The sequence below is a fragment of the Syntrophobacterales bacterium genome (assembly GCA_019429105.1).
GTDB lineage: Bacteria > Desulfobacterota > Syntrophia > Syntrophales > UBA5619 > DYTH01.
On the sequence record JAHYJE010000033.1, the window covers coordinates 1 to 20974 of the forward strand.

The window sequence follows — 20974 nt, forward strand, 5'->3', positions numbered from 1 at the left end:
GTAACCTTCGTCATCTTCAGAGTAGAAAATGTTTATATGGTAATCTCTCATTTGTCCTCCTCCAGTCTTAAGCTGTGGCGTTCGATCAACTTTAGAAATTGGCGCATCTGGTATGGTTTCGCTTGCCCTTTCACCTCTTGGAGATTGACAAGCTCCGGAATGTCAGGATGCACGAAAATGTGGTGGCTGCCATCAGTCCGAGAAAGCCGGAACCCGAAGCCTTCCACAAGTTCTATCATATCAGAGAACCGGATATTTTTCGATCCAGCAAGTATCTTCTGCAATATCTTGTATTTTGTCGCCATATCACTCGTCCTTTGTTGGCATAACATGAAAATCACCGGTTTTATCCGGTGGATTTTATGGTAGGGCAATGCCTATTCCTCTCGGCTTTGTCCTCTGTCAAGGAATGACCGCGTTGCTTGCCCGGCTATAAGAAACCTTGAATAGAATCCAGACTTTATTTCTCCTTCCAGGCATTGCTCTATGGTTAGGACGCCATATTTTCCAAATTTTCTGTTTCCATCTTCGTGTTTATTCCATATATAACGAATAATGGCATTAGAGATTATCTCAGAGTAAATATCTTTTGTTGTCATGTGTTGATTCGGCTCGCCAAACCTTTCAATAAGCCACTTGATGTCAGTTTTTCCCAACGCATTTAGGTTGCTGTAGCCGATTTTCATGTAGTCAATCCCTATTCCCTCAATTTCGCTGTATGCAACATATTCGCATACTGAATTATTGTAGCCTGAAGGCAATGAATTGCAAAAGTCATCACGAAGAGAAGAGACAATTGCAAGGCCGTATAGCGAATGTAATGTCCCGTCATATATTGCCCCCTCTTTTCTTGCTTGCCTTATAACCTTCCTTAATTCCTTCATGATTATTTGCGACCAGTATAAGCCATTCACAGCCAAAGCGCGAACTTCCTCTCGTTCAAAATCAGCAGGTCTGACAAAAGGCTTCATCCAGCGGCGGGAAAATTCAGAAGATTTCCTGCGCCTCTTCTCCTCCTGTGTTTCTTCATGAAACCACTTGTCAGGTTTCTGGAGGGCGTCGAGCTTCTTCTTGAAGACGAACATCCATTTTTCCATCTCACGAGAGACTTCCTCCTTGCTCGGTTCTATGTAGTCCGTCTGGGCGTTATCAAGCGCCTCATCTTGATCTTCTTCTTTACCCATCTCAGCTTTTGAAAGGAGTTTGCAAACAATTTTACAGCCACCATCATAAATACTGGCAATACTGGCATCCCATCCGGCAGCAGCCAACAAGTCATCATAGACAGAATCAGGGCAAATGCCAATTTGTCCTTTTCCAAAAGGAGTATTCTTTCTGTAAATATAAATTTCCCTGCTATCACCCTTCTGCCAAAGATTAACTTCATCGCCCGCTTTACAATTCAATAACTCAAATCTATTAAGCTGATTGACAAGGAATTCTATGGGGTTTGACTGATTTGGGGGAGCCGATATCGCATGCGCACTATTTCTTTCGGGCAAACTATTTGGAAGGGTTAAATCTATATCGAGCCATACTCCATAAGATCCTGCTTTGTCGAAGTTTCTATCCCATGCAATTTTTGCTGGACAAGTCACTGCACCGGAAAATCCTTCAGATATCATTTTGCTGCGCCATATAAGTGCTTTTTTTCTACTAAGATGTCCAACGATTTCGCCTTCAATTTCAATTTTGACTGCATGAGCGTCATCAGAATTATCGTCATAAGGTATTATTTCGGCCTGCACATGCAACTCAATGCCTTCCTCGCGCCTACCGCCGCAAATCTTTTCCAATGCCTTCTGGTAGAAAGACACTCCAACAACAATAACCTCGGGGGTATCAAATTCTGAGGGTGTAGCCTCTCTGCTATGTGACAATTTTGCACTGATTTCGGCAATCGATTCGTATTCGTCCGTTAAGGATAAGGGTTTGTATTCAGTTGTTAAGCGTTGAGGTTTGGAATCGGCTTGATAATTTTTGATGGAATTACAGTCGGTATCTCTTCCAAATAGATCCAGTAATTTTTCAAACAATGTCATTTGCCACCCCTTAGAGTCATCTGAACGGAGGTGATTATCTATGAATAGTCTAATTTCATCTGCAATCTTTCAGGCCAACTGCTCAACAACACTTGGGCTTCGAGGGATACTCGCTGCCCTTTCTCCCAAAAGCTTGGCAGAGTATTGTAAATATCATCCATAGGATTTAAGGACGGAAGAAGAATAGAAAAGCCGTCGAACGAAACCAAAAACATATGTAACGGATTGCGCAAAAACATTACTTTATTCAACGGCATACTCTCGTTTCCTTCTATCCAGAATCTCGTACCCAAGATATTGTTTTCCGGTTCTTGAATCTGCCGCCGTACGACTTCCAGGCGTGGGTCAAAAGCGTAGCGATATCCAAGCCAAGCAAACATCAGCAGAAACGCGGACTTGAGCTGGCTCAATTTGTAGAAGCGGTGATCGTATTTTTGAGTCATTGACAGCTTGAATTCGAAGCCGTTGACATTGTTGGCGGCGAGATTGCCGAGGTACTCCTTGTACTTCTCGATTGTAGCTGGCTGATTGGCATTAGGAAGCGGCATTACATCAAAAGAGCGTTCTGTGCAAATGGAGGTTGCTATGCTAAAATCCGCCATTGACAGTGTAGCAAAGGGTATCGTTCCATTTTCTTGACCACACACTACCCTCCAAAATTCTTCGAATTTCCTTTTGCTTGCAGTGCTAACATCAATTTTGTGTCCTGCTGATGAATTGCACTGGCGACATGTCTGGAGGATTGGCTTTCCGCCAACACTCTTGGGAGGAACATCCTCCAGTGTGAGATCTGCGCCTGCAATAGCTGAGGATTCAGGATATCCAACCCCGCATATTGGACAATAATACAGTGAAGAATCACCGTTTGTATACTTGGCAATCGCTGCCGAGCCGTATTGAAAAATTTTCAACCTTCTTTCTTTGTTAGTCATCTTTGCCATTATAGGGTTTTCCTGTTCCCAACGACGAGTTCAGCCGCGCCGCGAAGCGGCGCCAGCTGAAACGCGGTGTTAACTGCCCGTTTTATGCCGTCCTGTCAGAAGCCCTTGAAGACATTTAGACTGCGATCAAGCCAGGTCGAACCGGTCGAGATTCATGATTTTGTTCCAGACCGCAACAAAATCACTTGTGAACTTCTCCCGGGAGTCCTGACAACCATATACTTCGGCCACGGCCCGGAGCTGGGAGTTCGAACCGAAGATCAGGTCGACACCGGTGGCGGTCCACTTGAGTTCGCCCGTCTTGCAATCGCGGCCCTCGAACAGGTCTTCCTCTTCTGAAGTTGCCTTCCATTCCGTGCCCATGTCGAGCAGGTTCACGAAAAAGTCGTTGGTCAGTGTCTCCGGCCTCTTGGTGAAGACACCATGCCGCGACCCGCCGAAGTTCGCGCCCAGGACGCGCATACCGCCGAGGAGAACCGTCATCTCAGGAGCGGTCAACGTCAGGAGTTGGGCCTTGTCGACCAGCATCTCACATGCCGATACGGCGTACTTGGCCTTCTGGTAGTTGCGGAAACCGTCGGCCTTGGGCTCGAGTACGCCGAAGGAGGCCACATCGGTCTGTTCCTGTGAGGCGTCCATGCGTCCAGGCGTGAAGGGAACCGTCACATCGTGACCGGCATTCCTGGCCGCCTGTTCGACGCCCGCGCAGCCGCCCAGAACGATCAGGTCCGCCAGTGAAACCTTTTTTCCGCCGGACTGCGCGTCGTTAAACACACTTCGTATACCATCCAGGCTCTTGAGCACCTTCGCCAGCCGGTCTGGCTCGTTGACTTCCCAATCCTTCTGTGGAGCAAGACGAATGCGGGCGCCGTTTGCTCCGCCACGCATGTCGGAACCGCGGAAGGTGGAGGCCGACGCCCAGGCGGTCGAAACCAGATCCGACACGGATAAGCCGGAAGCCATAATCTCGGCCTTGAGAGCGGCGATATCCCGGTCGTCGACAAGTTTGTGATCGACGGCGGGGATGGGATCCTGCCAGATGAGTTCCTCTGCCGGAACCTCCGGACCGAGATAGCGCGATCGGGGGCCCATGTCGCGGTGCGTCAGCTTGAACCAGGCCCGGGCGAAGGCGTCGGCGAATTCCTCTGGATTGGCCAGGTAGCGCCGCGCGATAGGCTCGTAGATCGGATCGAAGCGAAGAGAGAGGTCCGCTGTGGTCATCATCGGCCGGAGTTTTTGCTTCGGGTTGTGCGCGTCGACCACCATGTCCTCGTCTTCCACGTCCTTGGCTAGCCACTGATGTGCTCCGGCCGGGCTCTTGACGAGTTCCCATTCGTACTTGAACAGCACCTTGAGATAGCCCATATCCCATCGGATCGGATTCGGTTTCCAGGCGCCCTCGATGCCGCTGCTGATCGTGTCGCCGCCCTTGCCGCTTTTGAAATTGCTCTTCCAGCCAAGGCCCTGTTCTTCAAGGCCGGCGGCTTCCGGTTCGGGGCCCACGTGGGTCGCGGGACCGGCACCGTGGCATTTGCCAAAGGTGTGCCCGCCGGCAACGAGCGCAACGGTTTCTTCGTCGTTCATGGCCATACGTGAGAAGGTTTCCCGAACGTCCCGGCCCGAGGCGACAGGATCGGGATTGCCGTTGGGTCCTTCAGGATTGACATAGATCAGGCCCATCTGGCCGGCGGCGAGCGGGTTTTCAAGATCGCGGTCGCTCGAATAGCGTTTGTCGCCGAGCCATTCGTCCTCGCTGCCCCAGTAGATGTCCTCTTCCGGTTCCCAGACATCCACACGCCCGCCGGCGAAGCCGAATGTTTTGAAGCCCATCGACTCAAGGGCGACGTTGCCGGCCAGGATCATCAGGTCAGCCCAGGAAATTGTGCAGCCATATTTCTGCTTGACCGGCCAGAGCAGACGGCGTGCCTTGTCGAGGTTCACGTTGTCGGGCCAGCTGTTGAGGGGCGCAAGACGCTGATTACCGGTCCCCGCGCCGCCGCGGCCGTCGCCCATGCGGTAGGTGCCGGCGCTGTGCCAGGCCATCCGGATGAAAAGCGGTCCGTAGTGACCCCAGTCGGCAGGCCACCAATCCTGCGAGTCGGTCATTAACGCATGGAGATCCTTCTTGACAGCCTCCAGGTCGAGTTTCTTGAACTCCTCGGTGTAATTGAAGTCCTCGCCCGTCGGGTTGCTCTTCTTGTCCTGCTGATGCAGAATTCTGAGGTTCAGTTGGTTGGGCCACCAGTCGCGGTTAGACGTGCCGCCGCCAGCTACTTGTTTGCTATTTCTGCCCGTCACCGGGCACTTGTTATCTCCAGTCATCTCTGTTCTCCTTTCAAATTATGATGCTTACAGCTAACGCCACTAATCAGCCGCGCTGCCTTTTGAGTCGGCTCGCTTAGCATTTTCAGGCGATATGTCATGATCGACAAAGATCAAATTAGGCGTGTCAAAACCCAATGCCGCAGCTTTTTCTATGAGAATATTTTTTATATCTTTTTTCATTTTTGGACCTCTGGCCAGGATCCATAAATAAGATTTGTCAGGGCCACATACCAGTGAATATTGATAATTCTCGTGATCAAGTTCAAAAACTATATAAGAACCATAAAAGGGGCCAAAGAAGGAAACTTTCAGAAAACCCTGGTCAGGTCCTTTTGCAAAATAAGCCTTCCCTTCGGCCTCTTTCCATGACTTTTCCTTAATAGAATAACCGCGATTTAATACCCTGATACCCCCATCATCACGCAAACTGTAATCTGCTGTTACCTGGGTCAATCCTCGTTCAAATGAATGATCCAGTCTGGCGATTTCGTACCACTTACCCAGATATTTTTCTAACTTGAAATTATCAACAGGTTTTACATTTTCAGGAATTCCAATGCAACCCATTAAGAATAAAACCAAAACTATTGATAGTTTTTTCATCTCTTTTTTTAAATGCGAAGCCTGACGCCACTAATAAGCCGCGCGTCTTTTTGCGTCGGCTGCATTGGCCTTGTTAGCTGTTCATATATCTTGTATTGAATGTATCAATAATCTCTAAAAAGTCTTGTGGCAATCTTTTCCTTACTTCCACAGTAATTTCTGCAGGAACTTCTTTATAAAATGCCTGAGCAATTCCGCCAGCGATACAAGCTAAAGTATCACTGTCTCCGCCTAATGAGATAGCTTTTCTTATCGCATCCTCATAATTCTCTGCATCAAGAAAGGCTATTATGGCTTCTGGTACTGATCGCTGACAGGAAACATCAAATCTGTAATTGGGTCTGATCTCATCAACCGTCCGTTGAAGATTATAACTGAATCGTTCACTAATTTCTTTACGGATAGTGGTTTTGTTTTCCCCTGTTCGAGCAAGAAAAACAGCTAATGCCGTAGCTTGCGCGCCTTTGATTCCTTCTGGATGATTATGAGAAACTGCAGCAGTTTTTTCGGCTTCTAATAACACAGTTTCAACTGTAGAAAAAGCAAACCCTATGGGACTGACACGCATAGCGGAACCGTTTCCCCAACTGTTGTAAGGCTTACTTTCTGGTTCAAATATCCATTCAATAAATGCCCCGCCGTAACCCGCATCTGGATATTTACGTCCAAACAATTTGAGCGTGGCCGCATAATCTTTTTGATGTAATACGGAATAAGCAATCGCGATTGTGAGAACCGTATCATCAGTAAAACGAGAATATCTCTGAAATAACTGAAAATCAGTCGTTTTTATAGCACGATGCTCAAATACGGAGCCGATCACATCCCCTGCAATTGCACCAAACATAGTAATTCCTCATTGTTATTTTAACGACAGATAACGATAAACTCACCAGCGCGCGGAACGAATAGGGCATACCTGCGAAATCTCCGAAATACTGCCACGTTTATCCGTGGCTGGTGAAGTGAAATGTCGGCTAACTTGCCTGTCAGCGCGGATCAGCCGCAAAAAATGGCGTAGCTATTTCTTGTCACCTGAATCTCTTTGTGCTTTTATTTCTTTGGAAAATATTTGACCTTACTCATATCTTTAAAGTCCACATCTTGAGTCCATATAGTAGCCCTGAATTCTTGGGCCGTTGCAAGAATAATACTGTCTGCCATTGGAAGCCGATGTTCCAGACTCAATCTTGCTGCTGCTAGTGCCAGTGATGTATTTAAATCTATGACTTCCCCTTTTTGCATGGCAACGACAGCCTGTAATGCCTCATTCTCACTGGATTCCCTCAGAATGACTTTAAATACTTCGTATATGGTTATTGCAGGAACTATAAGCTTGGTTGGATTACTCAATGGTGCCATAAAATGCTTTGCATTTATTTCATCAGCAAAATAAGCAAGCCAGCCTGAAGAATCTACAATATTCATAATCTATCTTCCTCGCGCTTGAATTCTGTATTGATGCCTTTGAGAAATCCACGGAGCTCTTTGATATCACGTTCAGGAATAAGTTCAATCCTTCCGGCATATTCTACGACTTGCATTTTTTGCCCCGGCTGAAGCTTTAATGATTCTCTGACGTCTTTGGGTATAACCACCTGATATTTCGGTGATACAGTGACTGATTGCATACCAATACCTCCATCGATATATTGTTAGTATTACAATATCACAATCGATATTACTCTGTCAATTATTCCGTGCATAACTACGAATTAACCGGGCGCGGCTGTTAGCGCTCCGGTTGAAGGATGTGTTGGCCGGTCAGTAAATGCATGCATCCAATATTGAAAGCACCCGGGACGGCGGCCTTTTTGTTCATGACCGGATTGTGGATCAAAAGTGAGCGCAATGATGTCTCCTTGTCTCGGGATATAAGTTGCCATCTACCAGATCTCCTTGCCGGTTGATTCACCCCATTCAATCTCACCGGGCTTGTAGCCTTTAGGAATACGTGCCACAAGATCCTTCAGGCAGTAGCGGCCGCGTATTTTTTTGGCTGGGGCCACAAGCATAATGCCTTCTTTTACACTGATATCAACTTCATCGCCGACATCAAGCTGTGCCTCCGAGAGCAGATTTTTGGAGATACGAAGCCCCTGACTATTCCCCCATTTTTGAATTTTTGCAAGCATCACGCACCTCCCTATGTATAGCCTATGAGCCAATTGCAAAACCATTTGTCATTCCCGAAAGCGGAGCTTAATGTACACAATGTCTCTATCGGGAATATGGTTTTTTCAAGCAGTTAGAACCAGATTCCCGCTCAGAATCGTTGCGGGAATGACAAGAATGGGGAGTTTTGCAATTACCTCCTATGTATGGCCAATTTGCATGCGATTTTCAAGGACAATTTTTTAGGCCAACAGCCGTAAGGGGCCATGCCGCCTGTCCCGGACGCTGGCAACGCAAACAGGCATGAACAACGATTGGCTCAAGGATCAAGGGCTGCTGTCTGTCAAAGAGCTGTGGGTTCACATTATAAACATTAAACTTCGTTTTCACTACCCGGCTACGGCCCGGCAATCTCTGTGAACCGCCCGGTGCGGACCCGCATGCCGGGTAGTGTGGGGGCTGGGGGTTAACTACCCCCGGCTAACCGATTCGAGCACCGATTTGCAGGCACGCTAAAGTTGCCATACCCCATGCACCAAGCACAACTTCTTGTTGATTTTTGCAATTGTGACCTTTGCGTCAGACCTATCCAGCTTTAATGTGAAGTCGGGCGGGTTTTTACCGACAGGAATATTAATCGTTGGGCCATCAGCGGCGAAGTGCTCTCGTCCGACATCCATTATCTGAGAAAAAAGAGAGACGGGAATTTCGACAAGTTCATAGCGATGCAAGGATTGAAAATACCGCAGCTGCACGATGGCATCGACTTCATCGCAGTACTCTTTAAAAAGGCGACGCGTGTGCTCGCGGCGCTTCGTAGCAGTTCTGCAATCCTGAATCCATGCAGCTTCGGTAAGCTTGCTGATATGGAGTGTATCCTCGCGAAGGCTTTTCGCTTTCGACGACTTTAGGCTAATCCTTCTTCCATCAACAATTACATCCCAGAACCGTTGTCCGTCAGCTGCTTCCTCCACCTTGTGCCCGGTATGCGAACAAGCCGCAATAAAGGCGGAATCGAAGCTTTCCTGAAATAGGGGCGAACCCATAAAACAGTGATGAGTAAGAAGTTTCGACCGAAATTCACTCTCGAAAGAATCACTATTGAAAGGAGACTTCGGATTCATTTCCACCTTACAACTCGTTCGCAAAGCATTGATGAACTCTTTGAGCCTTCGCTCCTCGGCCGCAGTTACGGAAACGGTAAAATTAATCATAGAAAAACTCCTGCTGACCTTTTTTCATTATGTCCGATTGTCTCAGGTTAGTCCCTCGTAGGATTATATCTTTAATTTGGGGTTGCTTCCCCGTTAGAATCCAGTGAGCTAGATGTGCCAGCTGATAGGAAATCAAGGGAGGTACCGCATCGCCTATGTGACGGTACATATTCGATACGGCGGCCCCGTTGAGCGCAAAATCGTTCGGGAACCCTTGCAAAGCCGCCATCTCTCGCACAGAACATAGTCGATCCTTCTCGGGGTGCGCGTATCGGCCGTTTCCAACATGGGAGCACTCGCGCTTAATTGTGGGAGCGGGTTTGCCCCAAACCATGCGACCGTAAACGTCAGGGTAGGATCCGAACCGCTTGTGGGCAACGATCCGCTTCATCGCATCAGTCAACAGCTCGTCGGCATCTCTACGCGGTAAGAGATCCATCCATGAGCCGCCATCCTTTGGAATTGCTGCTATTCTTCGCCGCACTACATCGGACGAGAAATTCGGGTAAAGATCAAAGCCATCGGCATCAGACGCAATCATTTCAAAAGTTCTTTTGACGGTCAAAGCTTCATCTGCGGCACCCCAGCCATCCCACAGACTGTCTAACGTATGAAGCGGAAGATGCTGCTTGGCGGCGATCACGATTGCCCGCTCACGAATTTGTGGTAGTCCGAATCTGGATAGCATGTAAGTCCGGCCAAACACGTTGTATCCGTGGCTCTCCAGATACTCCCGGAACCACTCATAATGGTGCTTGAAGTTACCTCGAATCAGCTCACGAGCGTTTTCCATGACCACGATATCAACCGATAGGGCAACAGCGAACTGAGCCGATCGACGCACCAAGCTGTTTCGTTTGTCATCACGAAGATGATTCTCAGGATTGGCTCGACTGAACCCGGTGCATGGCGGGCACGCCGCAAGAACGGTGATATGCTGTTGGTCAGACAAACCAAGCTTAGAACGCAATTTGTCAGGAGCAATGGCCGTCAAATCCAATCGGGCTGGCATAAAACCAATGTTTTTAAAATAGGTGCTATTGCACTGTAGCCTGCCTTGCCCGGTGCTCGGCTTCCCCAGTTCAGCATCGGCTGCGGCAATTACCTCGAAAGATGCATGCTTATGGAATCCGTAGCTCATCCCTCCGGCTCCGGAAAAAAGATCGACAACTGCAAATCGTTCTGGTTCCATCGCTCCTTACCTTATCTACGCTGATTCATTTAGTTCCGGTCGTTATCATACGAGGATATTCGATAACGTATCTTTTTTTCCGCTACGGATAGCAGCTCATGTTGTTTCATACCACTATCATAACATACTTTGCCTTGGCTAAGCCAATAAGCGACCCGATAAACGGTTTCAAGCGCTTTTCTGGTCAATTCGCACTCCCATACCACCAAAATCCGCCAGCCAAGGATTTCGAGCTGTCGTATAATTCGACGGTCTCTTTCAACATTTTCAGTGAATTTTTTCTCCCAGAAATCGACATTGCTCTTGGGCATGCTTGCGTCTTTACATCCTGGATGTCTGTGCCAATAACAACCGTGGACGAACAGGACTACATGGAATTTTGGAAAGACGAGATCCGGGCAACCCGGTAGGAGGCTGTTTTTAATACGGTATCTAAACCCGAGTCTATGCAATCCACATCGGAGAATCCATTCCGGCTTAGTGTCACGGCTGCGCACCTTCGACATCAGTTTAGATCGTTGTTTTTTGCTAACGATATCAGTCATGGCTCTTTTTGTGCTCGAACAAGTTATTCTACAGTTTCTGGTGAACTCCTGGACCTGTGGACTGCCTTTATCGATCATCTTGTCGCAGGCCGTGAGGCCGCGCGCCGCCGGATCCCTTTTTTCAGATTTAACTGTCCTGAAATACATATAAAACCCTTGACGTGGGTTTTGCAATCATTTATTTCTTATTTTCCGTATATCATGTAAAAGTAAAGATTATCAGGAAGGTGGCGGATTCCACATGATGGAGACCCCTGACGCATTACAGTCAAAATTTGAAGAACATCTGCGGAATAAGGCGATCCCGGACAGCAGGGATGGGCTGCACATGCGGGTCAAGATCAAAACCATTTATCACTTAAAAAGGGCGCTCGGCACAGGGGAGTTGGAGGTTGACCTGCCCGAGGGGACAAATGTGCGGGGTCTCCTGTCCCGGATGATTGAAATCGGGGGGGATAAATTGTCGCGGCGCCTTTTCAAACCCGAAACTAAGACCCTTCGTCCGCAGATCCGCTTGATGGTGAATGGGCAGGACGTGGGGTTCTTGAACGGAATGGATACGGCGCTCAAAGATGGCGATGAGGTTTTGCTGCTTCCACTCGCAGCGGGCGGATAGCAAGGGGAACGGAAGTTGCGAACGCCGTCATGCATTCAACTAACCGATTTCCCTGAATATAAGCGTTTGCGCCAACCGTTGGCGCAAACGCGTCGGCCGGCATGATTTAATCTTCCCGCTGCCTTTGCAGTTCCCGCCACCGGCTGTAAGAGGCCATGCGGGAGAGGGCTTTGACCGCCCGCTCCGGCGTGAGAAACGAAACGGCTTTATAGGGGCTCCCCTCGACATCGTTTACGGTATGGATGTTTTCCTCCTGCATCAGCGGCACCCCGATAATCGGCTTGCCGGTCTTTTCCATCAGATGAGCCGTGTGAGCAAGAAATTTGTTTTCAAACTCTTCCAGCAATTGAGGAACCGCGGAGAGAAAATTCTGATCCGCTTCCGGGTCGGATATTCTGACGTCCTTGATCATCTTGCGCAGCGAAGAAAGCCTTCCGGAAATTCCCAGATGCAGCACCGCGTCGCAGCCGTCCCATTGGGATAATTGTTCCAGAACGAACATCGGGATATTCGGGTCAAACTCTCCGACCAGATCAACCGGGTTGGAATGGCTCCAGTAGGGGGGGAGAACCTTGTTGATGTTGGCGATCAGTTCCGGGGAGAGCTTGGGGATGAGGAGGCCGTTTTCCGCGCAGAGATCGGTAGTGACAACGCCCCAGCCGCCCCCCAGCGTCATGATCGCGACGCGGTTGCCGCGGGGGAGGGGCAGCGAGGAGAAGGCCGCGGACGCATCGAGCATCTCGATCGGCTGCTCCGCGATCACTATTCCCGCCTGACGCGCCGCCGCGTTGAAGACCTTGGCGTTGGAGGCGAGCGCGCCGGTATGACTGACCGCAGCGTGATGCCCGGCCTCCGTCCTGCCTCCCTTCAGCATTACCACTGGTTTGAGCAAGCCGACGCGCCGCGCGGATTCAAAGAAACGACGGCCGTTTTTAATGCTTTCCAAATAAATCACGACCGTCTTGGTCAACTCATCGACCTCGAAGGCCTCCATGTAATCCTCGATCGTAATCATGGCCTCATTGCCCGAGCCGCCAAAGGCGCGGATGCCGACCCCTTCGCGTTCCGCAAATTCCAGAAGCTGAACGCCGAGATTTCCCGACTGCGAGATCAGCGTCGTTGTCCCGGGTTTGGGGTGCACATTGGCCCCTCCGCAGCAAAGCAGGTCATTGTGCGGGTTGCAAAGACCCATGGTGTTCGGGCCCATGATCAGGATATCGGCGGCCCGGGCCGCCTGCACCAGTTCATCCTGCAGCCTGCGGCCCTCTGCGCCGGTTTCCGCAAAGCCGGAGGTGATCAGCAGCATGTTCTTTATTCCCTTCGCCTGTAATTGCGGGATGAGTTCGATCACCCTGTCTTCGGGGATTGTGACTACGGCGAGGTCAACAAAACCGGGTATTTCCGCTACCGATTTGAAGGCCGTTCTGCCGGCAATTGTCCCGCCCCGGGGATTGACCGGGTAAACCTCGCCCGCGAATCCGCCGGCGATAATGCTGCACATCATTCGGTATCCCCATTTGGTGAAGGCGTTTGACGCCCCGATAACCGCGATCGAGCGCGGATAGAAAAACTTGCCGATGGCGGATGCAGCGATCGCGGGGAGGTATTTTTTGGGGGCTGGCTTCTCGCCGAGGACAACCAGAGCGTCAACGGCCACTGCCCGGCCTTCGGGACCGACCAAAAGCGGGTTGATGTCAATTTCCGTAATGTCCGGGATTTCCATGCCGATGCGGGACAAGCCCAGCAGGGTGCTGACGATCCGCTTTCGTTCCACCGCCTGTTCGCCGCGGAAAGCCCCCAGGAGTTTTCGGGAACGTATCTCATTTATCATCTGCTCCGCATCGTTTTTAGTCAATGGGGCGACGCGAAAAACAGCGTCGTCAATGGCTTCCGTGAATACGCCGCCCAGTCCGAACATGACAATCGGTCCGAACTGGGGATCGTGAAACAATCCGGCCACAAACTCCCGATGTCCGGAAAGCATCGGCTGGATCAGGTATCCCTCCAGATCAGCGCCTGCCGAGGTCGCCGCGGCCCTTGCCGCTTTTTCCACCGCCTCTGCACTGTTCAGGTTAAGGAAAACAAGACCCCGCTCGGTCTTATGCGCAAGTTTTGTTCCCAACCCCTTCAGAACGACGGGGAACCCTGTATCTTTAGCAGCCTGGATTGCATCCTCCGGAGAAACTGCGATACGTTCCTCCACCACCGGCACGGCGAATTGCCGGAGAACTTCTTTTGATTCTGCCTCGGTCAAAGATCCGCGGCCTTCCGCTTTGGCGGCGCTGATTATTTCCAATGCCTGCATATTGTCTCCCTATCGATAAATGTCGCAATTTATTTAATAATAACAATGCCATCGCGTTAACTACAACAACGCTGGCGGCTCTATATCATAAATGGTAGCCGAAGCCAATAAAGATTGGCGCTGGACAAGTTTTGAAGGCGATCCCTTGCAAGTATTCAAAATGCGGAATTTAATTGATAAAATAGATAGTTGAAGGTGATATTTCAACTAAGACGGGAGTGAATCTTTAATATTTGGAGGCTGCGCAGAGGGAGCGCGGGAAACGAAAGTTTGTCTTGACAACCGGAATATCTACAGGGTAGCATCCGCGCCGGAACTGCTGTAAAGATATACATCACCATGCTGTTTCAAGAAGGTTAAGGGTGCAAAAACCGAAACAATATAATCGAAATTCATAAAGGCGGAGAATGGAAATAAGGCGTGAACAATTGGTAATCGATCCCCTCAAATGTACCGGGTGTCAACAATGCTTGCTTGCCTGTTCGATGAAACATCAGGGAAATGTAAATTCCCGGTTGGCCTTGCTTAAAATCCTCAGGCTTGAAGTCCAGGAGGTTGACGTCCCTGTCATCTGCATGGCGTGCGATAACGCCCCCTGCATCAAGGTGTGCCCAATGAATGCGCGGGTGCGACAGGAAAATGGGACGGTTATAACTAACCCGGATGTCTGTATCGGGTGCAGGGCGTGCGTTTATATCTGCCCGGTCGGCAGCCCGTCGGTAAACCCTTATACGGGGCAGACGATGACCTGCGATATGTGCAAAGACGATGCGGCCGGACCCTGGTGTGTAACCGCCTGTCGCGAGGGGGCCCTTAAAATCAGCAAAGAGGATGCGCTGACAAAGGGAGTGGTGAGAAAACGGGCGGAGCGCTCAAGAGCCATATATCCAAATAATTTCAGGATGAATACAACATGAAAACGCAGTTTAATGTTCACAAGGTAGTTATTGTGGGAAACGGGATTGCCGGCAATCGGGTGGCTTCTGAACTGCGGGAAAGGGACAAGGAAATCGAGATATGCATCCTTTCCGCCGAGGCTGTTCCGGAATATGATCCCTGCTCGCTTCCCTATTATCTTGCCGGCAATATCGGGAAGAAAGATGTTTTCAAAAAAACCGTTGAAGATTACAAGCGGCTTGACATCGATATTATGTTCAATAGCAAGGTTGCTGCCATCAACCCGGAGGCCAAGAATGTCACAACCGAAGAGGGCGTGGAAATAGGCTACGACAAACTCGTGCTGGCCCATGGCGGGGCCCTTTTCTTTCCCCCGATTGAGGGGATTCGCAACGAAGGCGTATTTAGTTGCAAACAGGTGTCGGAAGCGGAAAAGCTCGAAGCTCACAAAGGCAGCAAAGCGGTCGTGATCGGCTCCGGAGCGATCGGGATAGAAGCGGCGGAGGCATTGAAGAAAAAGGGTTATGAGGTTCACATCATTGAGCTTCTGGGATGGATTCTGCCGGTCCTGTTTGATGAACCCACCGCCAGGATACTCGAAGCGGCGATGGAGGGGTACGGGATTCATATTCATACCGGGGAAAAGGTTCTCCAGATTAAAGGGGAGGCGAAGGTTGCAAGCGTTGTCACGGACAAACGGGAGATCGAATGCGACACGGTTGTAGTTGCAACGGGCGTGGTTCCGGGAACGGCGCTTGCCAAAACCGCGCAGATCGAAACGGGGCGCGGCATCAAGGTCAACAGGAAGATGGAAACCTCGGTTTCCGATATTTATGCCTGCGGGGACTGTGTCGAAACCTTTGATGCCTGTACCGAAGAGACAGTCATGTTTCAGTTGAAGCATAACGCGATTGAGCAGGCGCAAATCGTGGCCAGAAACATCCTGGGAGATGACGTCAAATACCTGGGCGCCTATGCGTTTGCGCGAGTGCATTTTTTTAACACCCATGCGTCCACCTTCGGTAAAACCATGCGGGCAACCGCGTGCATGCTGGGGAAATCCGAGCTTATCGAAAAGCAGAGCGGCGGTGATTATTTGCGGATTGTTTTGCTGGACGGCAAGGTGCTGGGCGGCCAGGCCATCGGCAAGTACGCCGAGGCCATTGGCGCATTTATTGGCGCCATGTGGCGAAAAGACGATTTGGACCAATTGAGGGCCAAATGGCGCCAAATTCCGCAAGCAGGCGCCGCTTCCGCGTGGCCTTTGATCCGGCTGGGCCAGCTTATCGGATCATCTGTACAGAATTGATGCTCCATTTCCATAATGACTGTTTATCGGGGATTTATCGTCGGGGAAAAACAGTTGCACTAAATCAGATCAATCAACCTTTGGAAAAGAGGTGCCATTTATGAAACTCAAGGACAAGATCGCGCTGGTAACCGGAGGCAGCCGGGGAGTGGGCAGGTCGGTCGCCCTCGCCTACGGGAAGGAGGGGGCCAAGGTTGTAGTCAACTATACCTCCAATGAAAAGGCGGCCCAGGAGGTTGTGGAGGCCATCGCCGCAATGGGGAGCGAGGCCATTGCCGTTAAAGCGGATGTCGCCTGCAAGGCCGACGTGGAAAGCCTTTTTGCCGCGGGAATGGAGCGGTTCGGCAGGCTGGATATCCTGGTCAACAATGCGGGATTTACCAGACCCGCCCTGCTGCTCAAGATGACGGAAGAGCAGTGGGATCAGGTGGTTGACATTCACCTGAAGGGCGCCTTCCTCTGTACCCAAGCCGCCGCCAATCTGATGAAGGGGCAAAACAGCGGGAAAATCATCAACGTCATGTCGGTTGCCGGCCTGGTGGGAACAGTCGGGCAAATCAACTACAGCGCCGCCAAGGGGGGCGTCCTGAGCATGACCAAATCCATTGCCCGGGAACTGGCCCGCTACAACATCTGCGCCAATGTCATCTCCCTCGGCATCGTAGCCACCGACATGTCCGAGAAGATCAGAACGGATGAAAAGCTGGCGGAGATCTACATGAACCGGATTTTGCTCAAACGCTTTGCCGAGGCCGGGGATATTGCCCCCGCTTTTGTATTTCTCGCCTCGGACGACGCCAATTACATTACCGGTCAGCTCCTCTGCGTCGATGGCGGCTACGGAATGATCTGAGATGTTTTCCCTGGCATGTTAATAAACTTGTCAAGGCAAGATGGACCATTATGGCCATAAATGACTTGATAAAAAACATAAGGAGGAGAAAATGGCAGGATTACCCGATAAGATAAAGACATGGCAAATGGTTCAGCCGACTGTCTTCAACCGGGAGACTAAGGAAACCACGCCTGGAAAACTGCAAAAAACAGAGATTCCAGTGCCAGATTTGAAGCCCGGGGAGGTGTTGGTAGAGGTAGCCGGCTGCGGGGTGTGTCACACGGACTTGGGGTATTTTTATGACGGCGTTCCGACTGTCTCCAAACCGCCGTTAACCTTGGGGCATGAGATCTCGGGGACAGTGGTTGCCGGGGATGCCAAATGGATCGGGAAAGAGGTTATCATTCCAGCGGTTATGCCGTGTCGTCAGTGCTACCTCTGCAAAACGGGGAGGGGGAACCGGTGCCTGGATCAGAAGATGCCCGGAAACAGCATCGGCCTGTATGGAGGTTTTTCCAGCCATATCCCGGTCCCCAGCGTTGATCTGTGCGAAGTAAAAAACCGGGGCAACATTCCGTTGTCCCATCTTGCCGTTGTCGCCGATGCCGCCACCACGCCCTATCAGGCCGCCAAAAGGGCCGACCTGCAGCCGGGCGACAATGTGATAGTGCTTGGCATTACCGGGGGAGTAGGACAGTATATGGGGCAGGTCGCCAAGGCCCTGGGCGCCAAGACGGTCATCGGCATCGCCCGCAATCAGGAAAAACTCGATAAGGCGCTGAAATTCGGAGCGGATTTTGTCATCAACACAACGGGCAAGGACACAGGCGCAGTGGTCAAAGAGTACCGGGGACTCTGCAAGGCAAACGGTCTTCCCAATACCGGCTGGAAGATATTCGAGGTGACGGGTTCCAAGGCGGGCCAGGAAATCGCGCTGGCCCTCTTGAGCTTTACCGGGAAATTGCTGGTAGTGGGATACGGCGTAAGCTCGGTGGAATACAACATCAGCCGGCTTATGGCCTTTGACGCAGAGATTATTGGGACCTGGGGATGTCTCCCCGAGTATTACCCGATTGTTCTGGACATGGTGCTGAGCGGAAAGGTCAATCTCGAGGAGTTCGTCGAGACGCGCCCGATGAGCACAATCGAGCAGACCTTTGCCGAGAACCATAAGACGCCGCCGATGAAACGGATTGTACTGATCCCCGATTTCTGAAAGCGGCTGGGACGGGCTTTCGCGAACAAGGACTGAAGAGAGACGATAAATTCAAACAACAAGGAGAGACGCTATGACATTAAAGGGTTTGGAATGGCTGCCGCGGGAAGACGGCATCAAGGATCACGCGTTGCATACGGACAAGCATTGGGGAACGGAAGCGCCCTGTACGGTCTATGAGAAAAGGCCCCTTACCGATCCCACGGGGAAGGTCGTCGATGGCCTCTTTACCGCGTGGATTCGCCTCAACAACCCCAAACAGTTCAATTCCTACACGACAGAAATGGTCAAAGGGGTGATTGCCGGTTTTGAAAACGCGTCGTTAGACAGAAGCGTTGTGGCTGTGGTCTTCACGGGCACGGGCCCCTACGCGTTTTGCACCGGCGGCAACACCAAGGAGTACAGCGAGTATTACAGCATGAGGTCCGACGAGTACGGGCAGTACATGGAACTCTTCAACCACATGGTTGATTCCATCCTCTTCTGCAAAAAGCCGGTTATCTGCCGGGTGAACGGCATGCGGGTGGCCGGTGGTCAGGAGATTGGCATGGCGTGCGACCTTGCCGTATCCTCGGATCTGGCGATCTACGGTCAGGCGGGTCCGCGACATGGTTCCGCCCCGGTCGGCGGCGCCTCGGACTTTCTGCCCTGGTACCTCGGCATCGAAGACGCCATGTGGAACTGCGTCTCCTGTGAGATGTGGTCGGCCTACAAGATGAAGGCGAAGAATCTGATCAGCAAGATTGTTCCCGTACTGAAGGTGGATGGGAAATGGGTGCGCAATCCCCAGGTCATCACGGATGTTTACGTGCAGGACGGCGAGATCGTTTACGGCGAAAACAAAACCGGCGAAGAAGCCAAGGCTGCCCGTGAATTTGTCAAACTGCATCAGCCCAATGCCGATTTCGAACTCCTCGACAAGGAGGTTGACAAGATGGTCTGGACGTTCGCCAATTTGTTCCCCGGTTGCCTGATGGAGTCGATTGACAGCGTCCGCCAGAAGAAGAAATTCTTCTGGGATACCATGAAAAATGCCCATCGCCACTGGCTGGCTGCCAACATGGGCGGCGAGGCCTTCCTCGGCTTCGGGGCCTTCAACTCGAAGAAGATCACCGGCAAGGACACTATTGATTTCATCAAGTTCCGTCAGAATATCGTCGAAGGCAAGGCCTGGGATATGGAGATGTTCTCGGGAGTTCTGGGGAAACCTCTTTAACAGGGGTTTTTAAAGACGCACTATGGCTAGCGAAGAGGCAGGCATGTTCCCGAAAAAGAGACCTGCCTGCCTCTTTTTTATGTAAAAAAAGGAGCTAAAATACCATGAGTTATGAGCATATTGAAGCGGCAATGCAGGATGGCCTGGGAACCATAACCCTCAACCGTCCGCCGGTGAACGTCCTGAACATCGCCATGATGAAGGAGATCAATGGGGTGCTGGACGCATGGAGAGGCCAGAAGGATTTGAAGGCAGTTCTGTTCCAGGCAAAAGGCAAATGCTTTTCCGCCGGCGTGGATGTAGGGGAACACATGGGCGATCTGGCGCCGAAGATGATCGACGCCTTTCACGGCATGTTCCGCCGGATGGAGAAAATTGACGTTCCAACCGTGGCCTCGGTTTACGGCTCCTGTCTGGGAGGCGGTTGCGAGCTCGCCATCTTCTGTGATCTGGTCATCGCTGCGGATGATGCCAAGTTCGGCCAGCCGGAGATCCAGGTCGGGGTCTTTCCCCCGATTGCCGCCCAGATCATGCCGCGCATCATCGGGCAGAAGGCAGCGATGGAGCTGATCCTTTCCGGGAAAACCATCTCGGCCGGGGAGGCCAGGGAACTGGGGTTGATCAACCAGGTGGTGGGGCGAGACGAGCTGGAAACGGCCACCGCGGCCTTTTTGAAGCCCTACCTGAGGCTGAGCGCCGAGGTGCTCCGCTTGACAAAAAAGGCGGTTAAAGCAGGGCTTATGGACCCGCTGGAACCATCTTTGCAAACCATCGAAGCTATCTATCTGCAGGAACTCCTGAAGACAACGGATGCCCAGGAGGGCCTTGTCGCCTTTCTCGAAAAGAGAAAACCGCAGTGGCGCAATGAATAAGTTTACAGAGGGCTGCATCCCACGCCAACAGCCATGAAGCCGGGAGTGTACTTTCCGGCAGCCGTTTGCTGGAATGCCGGGCGTGTCAGCCCTCCAACTGGTCCATAAACTGAGGCGGGAACAGCAGCGGGAAGGCGTCTCCATTGTCCTATCCGGGAAATGGCTTGCCGGTTCGTCGGCAGGATGCGGCTGATGAACAGTCATCACTGGAGCGCCTCCGCAAATCGCTGCCTGGGGGAGGATGATATCCGCCCTTGATGGACAAGCAGTTAAATAATTGTCAATATAGGGTTCCTGAGACTAGAAAAAACAAAGTTTTTCAGGTTCATCCGGTCTATTTGCTGCGTGTAACAAATTATCGGCTGTAAATTGAATCGAAAGGCAGTATTCCGCTTTCAGTTCTGAATATAGATAGTAGTTGTTGACAACTACTCTATTGGGGAGTATAGTATTCGCAACTTGGCGGATTAGCATACACTTTTAAGTTCGGGAGCTAAACCATGGACAGGGAATCACGGAAAAAGCAGGTCGCCCACTGCCTTGTCGATATGGGCCAAACGATCACCTCCTGGGCCGCCAAGAACGGTCTGCACCACAAGATCGTCTCCGACCTGATCGACGGCAAGCTGAAGGGAACCCGAGGCGTCGCCCTGGAAACCCGTCGTGCAATGGAAAAAACGTTCGGTCCCATCTTCGACGAATAGACGAATAGGAGATCACCCCAAGGATCC

The 20974-nt window shown here is 51.0% G+C and carries 21 protein-coding genes; 8 read left to right on the forward strand and 13 right to left on the reverse strand.

Features of this window, described 5'->3' with window-relative positions:
• Positions 1–47: 47 nt before the first annotated feature.
• From K0B01_11205 to vsr, 12 genes are all read right to left on the reverse strand, one after another.
• Complete coding sequence (locus K0B01_11205) at positions 48–305, reverse strand: type II toxin-antitoxin system HicA family toxin (GenBank protein ID MBW6486703.1); 258 nt, start codon at positions 303–305, stop codon at positions 48–50.
• Positions 306–377: 72 nt separating this feature from the next.
• On the reverse strand, positions 378–2042 hold the full coding sequence (locus K0B01_11210; protein MBW6486704.1) for a hypothetical protein: 1665 nt from the start codon (positions 2040–2042) through the stop codon (positions 378–380).
• Positions 2043–2080: 38 nt separating this feature from the next.
• Positions 2081–2983: an HNH endonuclease gene (locus K0B01_11215; protein ID MBW6486705.1), complete on the reverse strand. Its 903-nt coding sequence runs from the start codon at positions 2981–2983 to the stop codon at positions 2081–2083.
• A 126-nt stretch (positions 2984–3109) separates the two neighbouring features.
• On the reverse strand, positions 3110–5305 hold the full coding sequence (gene katG, locus K0B01_11220; GenBank protein MBW6486706.1) for a catalase/peroxidase HPI: 2196 nt from the start codon (positions 5303–5305) through the stop codon (positions 3110–3112).
• 42 nt (positions 5306–5347) lie between these two features.
• Complete coding sequence (locus tag K0B01_11225; protein ID MBW6486707.1) at positions 5348–5911, reverse strand: lipocalin family protein; 564 nt, start codon at positions 5909–5911, stop codon at positions 5348–5350.
• Positions 5912–5984: 73 nt separating this feature from the next.
• Complete coding sequence (locus tag K0B01_11230) at positions 5985–6758, reverse strand: ADP-ribosylglycohydrolase family protein (protein ID MBW6486708.1); 774 nt, start codon at positions 6756–6758, stop codon at positions 5985–5987.
• A 206-nt stretch (positions 6759–6964) separates the two neighbouring features.
• Positions 6965–7339 carry a type II toxin-antitoxin system VapC family toxin gene (locus tag K0B01_11235; protein ID MBW6486709.1) on the reverse strand — a complete coding sequence of 125 codons (375 nt, stop codon included), beginning with the start codon at positions 7337–7339 and terminating at the stop codon, positions 6965–6967.
• Positions 7336–7542 (reverse strand): AbrB/MazE/SpoVT family DNA-binding domain-containing protein, encoded by a 207-nt coding sequence (locus K0B01_11240; GenBank protein MBW6486710.1) that lies wholly within the window; start codon positions 7540–7542, stop codon positions 7336–7338. Before K0B01_11240 ends, K0B01_11235 begins: the two co-directional genes overlap by 4 nt.
• Before the next feature lie 255 nt (positions 7543–7797).
• Positions 7798–8046 carry an AbrB/MazE/SpoVT family DNA-binding domain-containing protein gene (locus K0B01_11245; GenBank protein ID MBW6486711.1) on the reverse strand — a complete coding sequence of 83 codons (249 nt, stop codon included), beginning with the start codon at positions 8044–8046 and terminating at the stop codon, positions 7798–7800.
• A gap of 492 nt (positions 8047–8538) precedes the next feature.
• Positions 8539–9240, reverse strand: a complete 702-nt coding sequence (locus K0B01_11250) for a hypothetical protein (GenBank protein ID MBW6486712.1) — start codon at positions 9238–9240, stop codon at positions 8539–8541.
• Positions 9233–10432 (reverse strand): DNA cytosine methyltransferase, encoded by a 1200-nt coding sequence (locus tag K0B01_11255; protein ID MBW6486713.1) that lies wholly within the window; start codon positions 10430–10432, stop codon positions 9233–9235. Before K0B01_11255 ends, K0B01_11250 begins: the two co-directional genes overlap by 8 nt.
• 29 nt (positions 10433–10461) lie before the next feature.
• The gene (gene vsr / locus K0B01_11260; protein ID MBW6486714.1) at positions 10462–10977 is read right to left on the reverse strand and encodes a DNA mismatch endonuclease Vsr; all 516 of its coding nucleotides are present in this window, start codon (positions 10975–10977) and stop codon (positions 10462–10464) included.
• Between the two features lie 241 nt (positions 10978–11218).
• On the opposite strand from vsr, the gene K0B01_11265 reads away from it, so the two are divergent.
• Positions 11219–11593, forward strand: a complete 375-nt coding sequence (locus tag K0B01_11265) for a MoaD/ThiS family protein (protein ID MBW6486715.1) — start codon at positions 11219–11221, stop codon at positions 11591–11593.
• 106 nt (positions 11594–11699) lie between these two features.
• Here the strand turns inward: K0B01_11265 and K0B01_11270 are convergent, their stop codons facing one another.
• On the reverse strand, positions 11700–13898 hold the full coding sequence (locus tag K0B01_11270; GenBank protein ID MBW6486716.1) for an acetate--CoA ligase family protein: 2199 nt from the start codon (positions 13896–13898) through the stop codon (positions 11700–11702).
• 407 nt (positions 13899–14305) lie between these two features.
• Between K0B01_11270 and K0B01_11275 the strand changes: the two genes are divergently transcribed.
• From K0B01_11275 to K0B01_11305, 7 genes are all read left to right on the forward strand, one after another.
• A complete protein-coding gene (locus tag K0B01_11275; GenBank protein MBW6486717.1) occupies positions 14306–14815 on the forward strand; it encodes a 4Fe-4S dicluster domain-containing protein in 510 nt (169 codons plus the stop codon).
• Positions 14812–16104, forward strand: coding sequence for an FAD-dependent oxidoreductase (locus K0B01_11280; GenBank protein ID MBW6486718.1), 1293 nt, complete (start codon positions 14812–14814; stop codon positions 16102–16104). Before K0B01_11275 ends, K0B01_11280 begins: the two co-directional genes overlap by 4 nt.
• A 100-nt stretch (positions 16105–16204) precedes the next feature.
• A complete protein-coding gene (locus K0B01_11285) occupies positions 16205–16957 on the forward strand; it encodes a 3-oxoacyl-ACP reductase FabG (GenBank protein ID MBW6486719.1) in 753 nt (250 codons plus the stop codon).
• Positions 16958–17048: 91 nt separating this feature from the next.
• Positions 17049–18155: a 6-hydroxycyclohex-1-ene-1-carbonyl-CoA dehydrogenase gene (gene had / locus K0B01_11290; GenBank protein MBW6486720.1), complete on the forward strand. Its 1107-nt coding sequence runs from the start codon at positions 17049–17051 to the stop codon at positions 18153–18155.
• Positions 18156–18228: 73 nt separating this feature from the next.
• Positions 18229–19371 carry a 6-oxocyclohex-1-ene-1-carbonyl-CoA hydratase gene (gene oah, locus K0B01_11295; protein ID MBW6486721.1) on the forward strand — a complete coding sequence of 381 codons (1143 nt, stop codon included), beginning with the start codon at positions 18229–18231 and terminating at the stop codon, positions 19369–19371.
• Between the two features lie 104 nt (positions 19372–19475).
• A complete protein-coding gene (locus tag K0B01_11300) occupies positions 19476–20243 on the forward strand; it encodes an enoyl-CoA hydratase/isomerase family protein (GenBank protein ID MBW6486722.1) in 768 nt (255 codons plus the stop codon).
• A 500-nt stretch (positions 20244–20743) separates the two neighbouring features.
• Positions 20744–20947 carry a hypothetical protein gene (locus tag K0B01_11305; GenBank protein MBW6486723.1) on the forward strand — a complete coding sequence of 68 codons (204 nt, stop codon included), beginning with the start codon at positions 20744–20746 and terminating at the stop codon, positions 20945–20947.
• Positions 20948–20974: the final 27 nt, after the last annotated feature.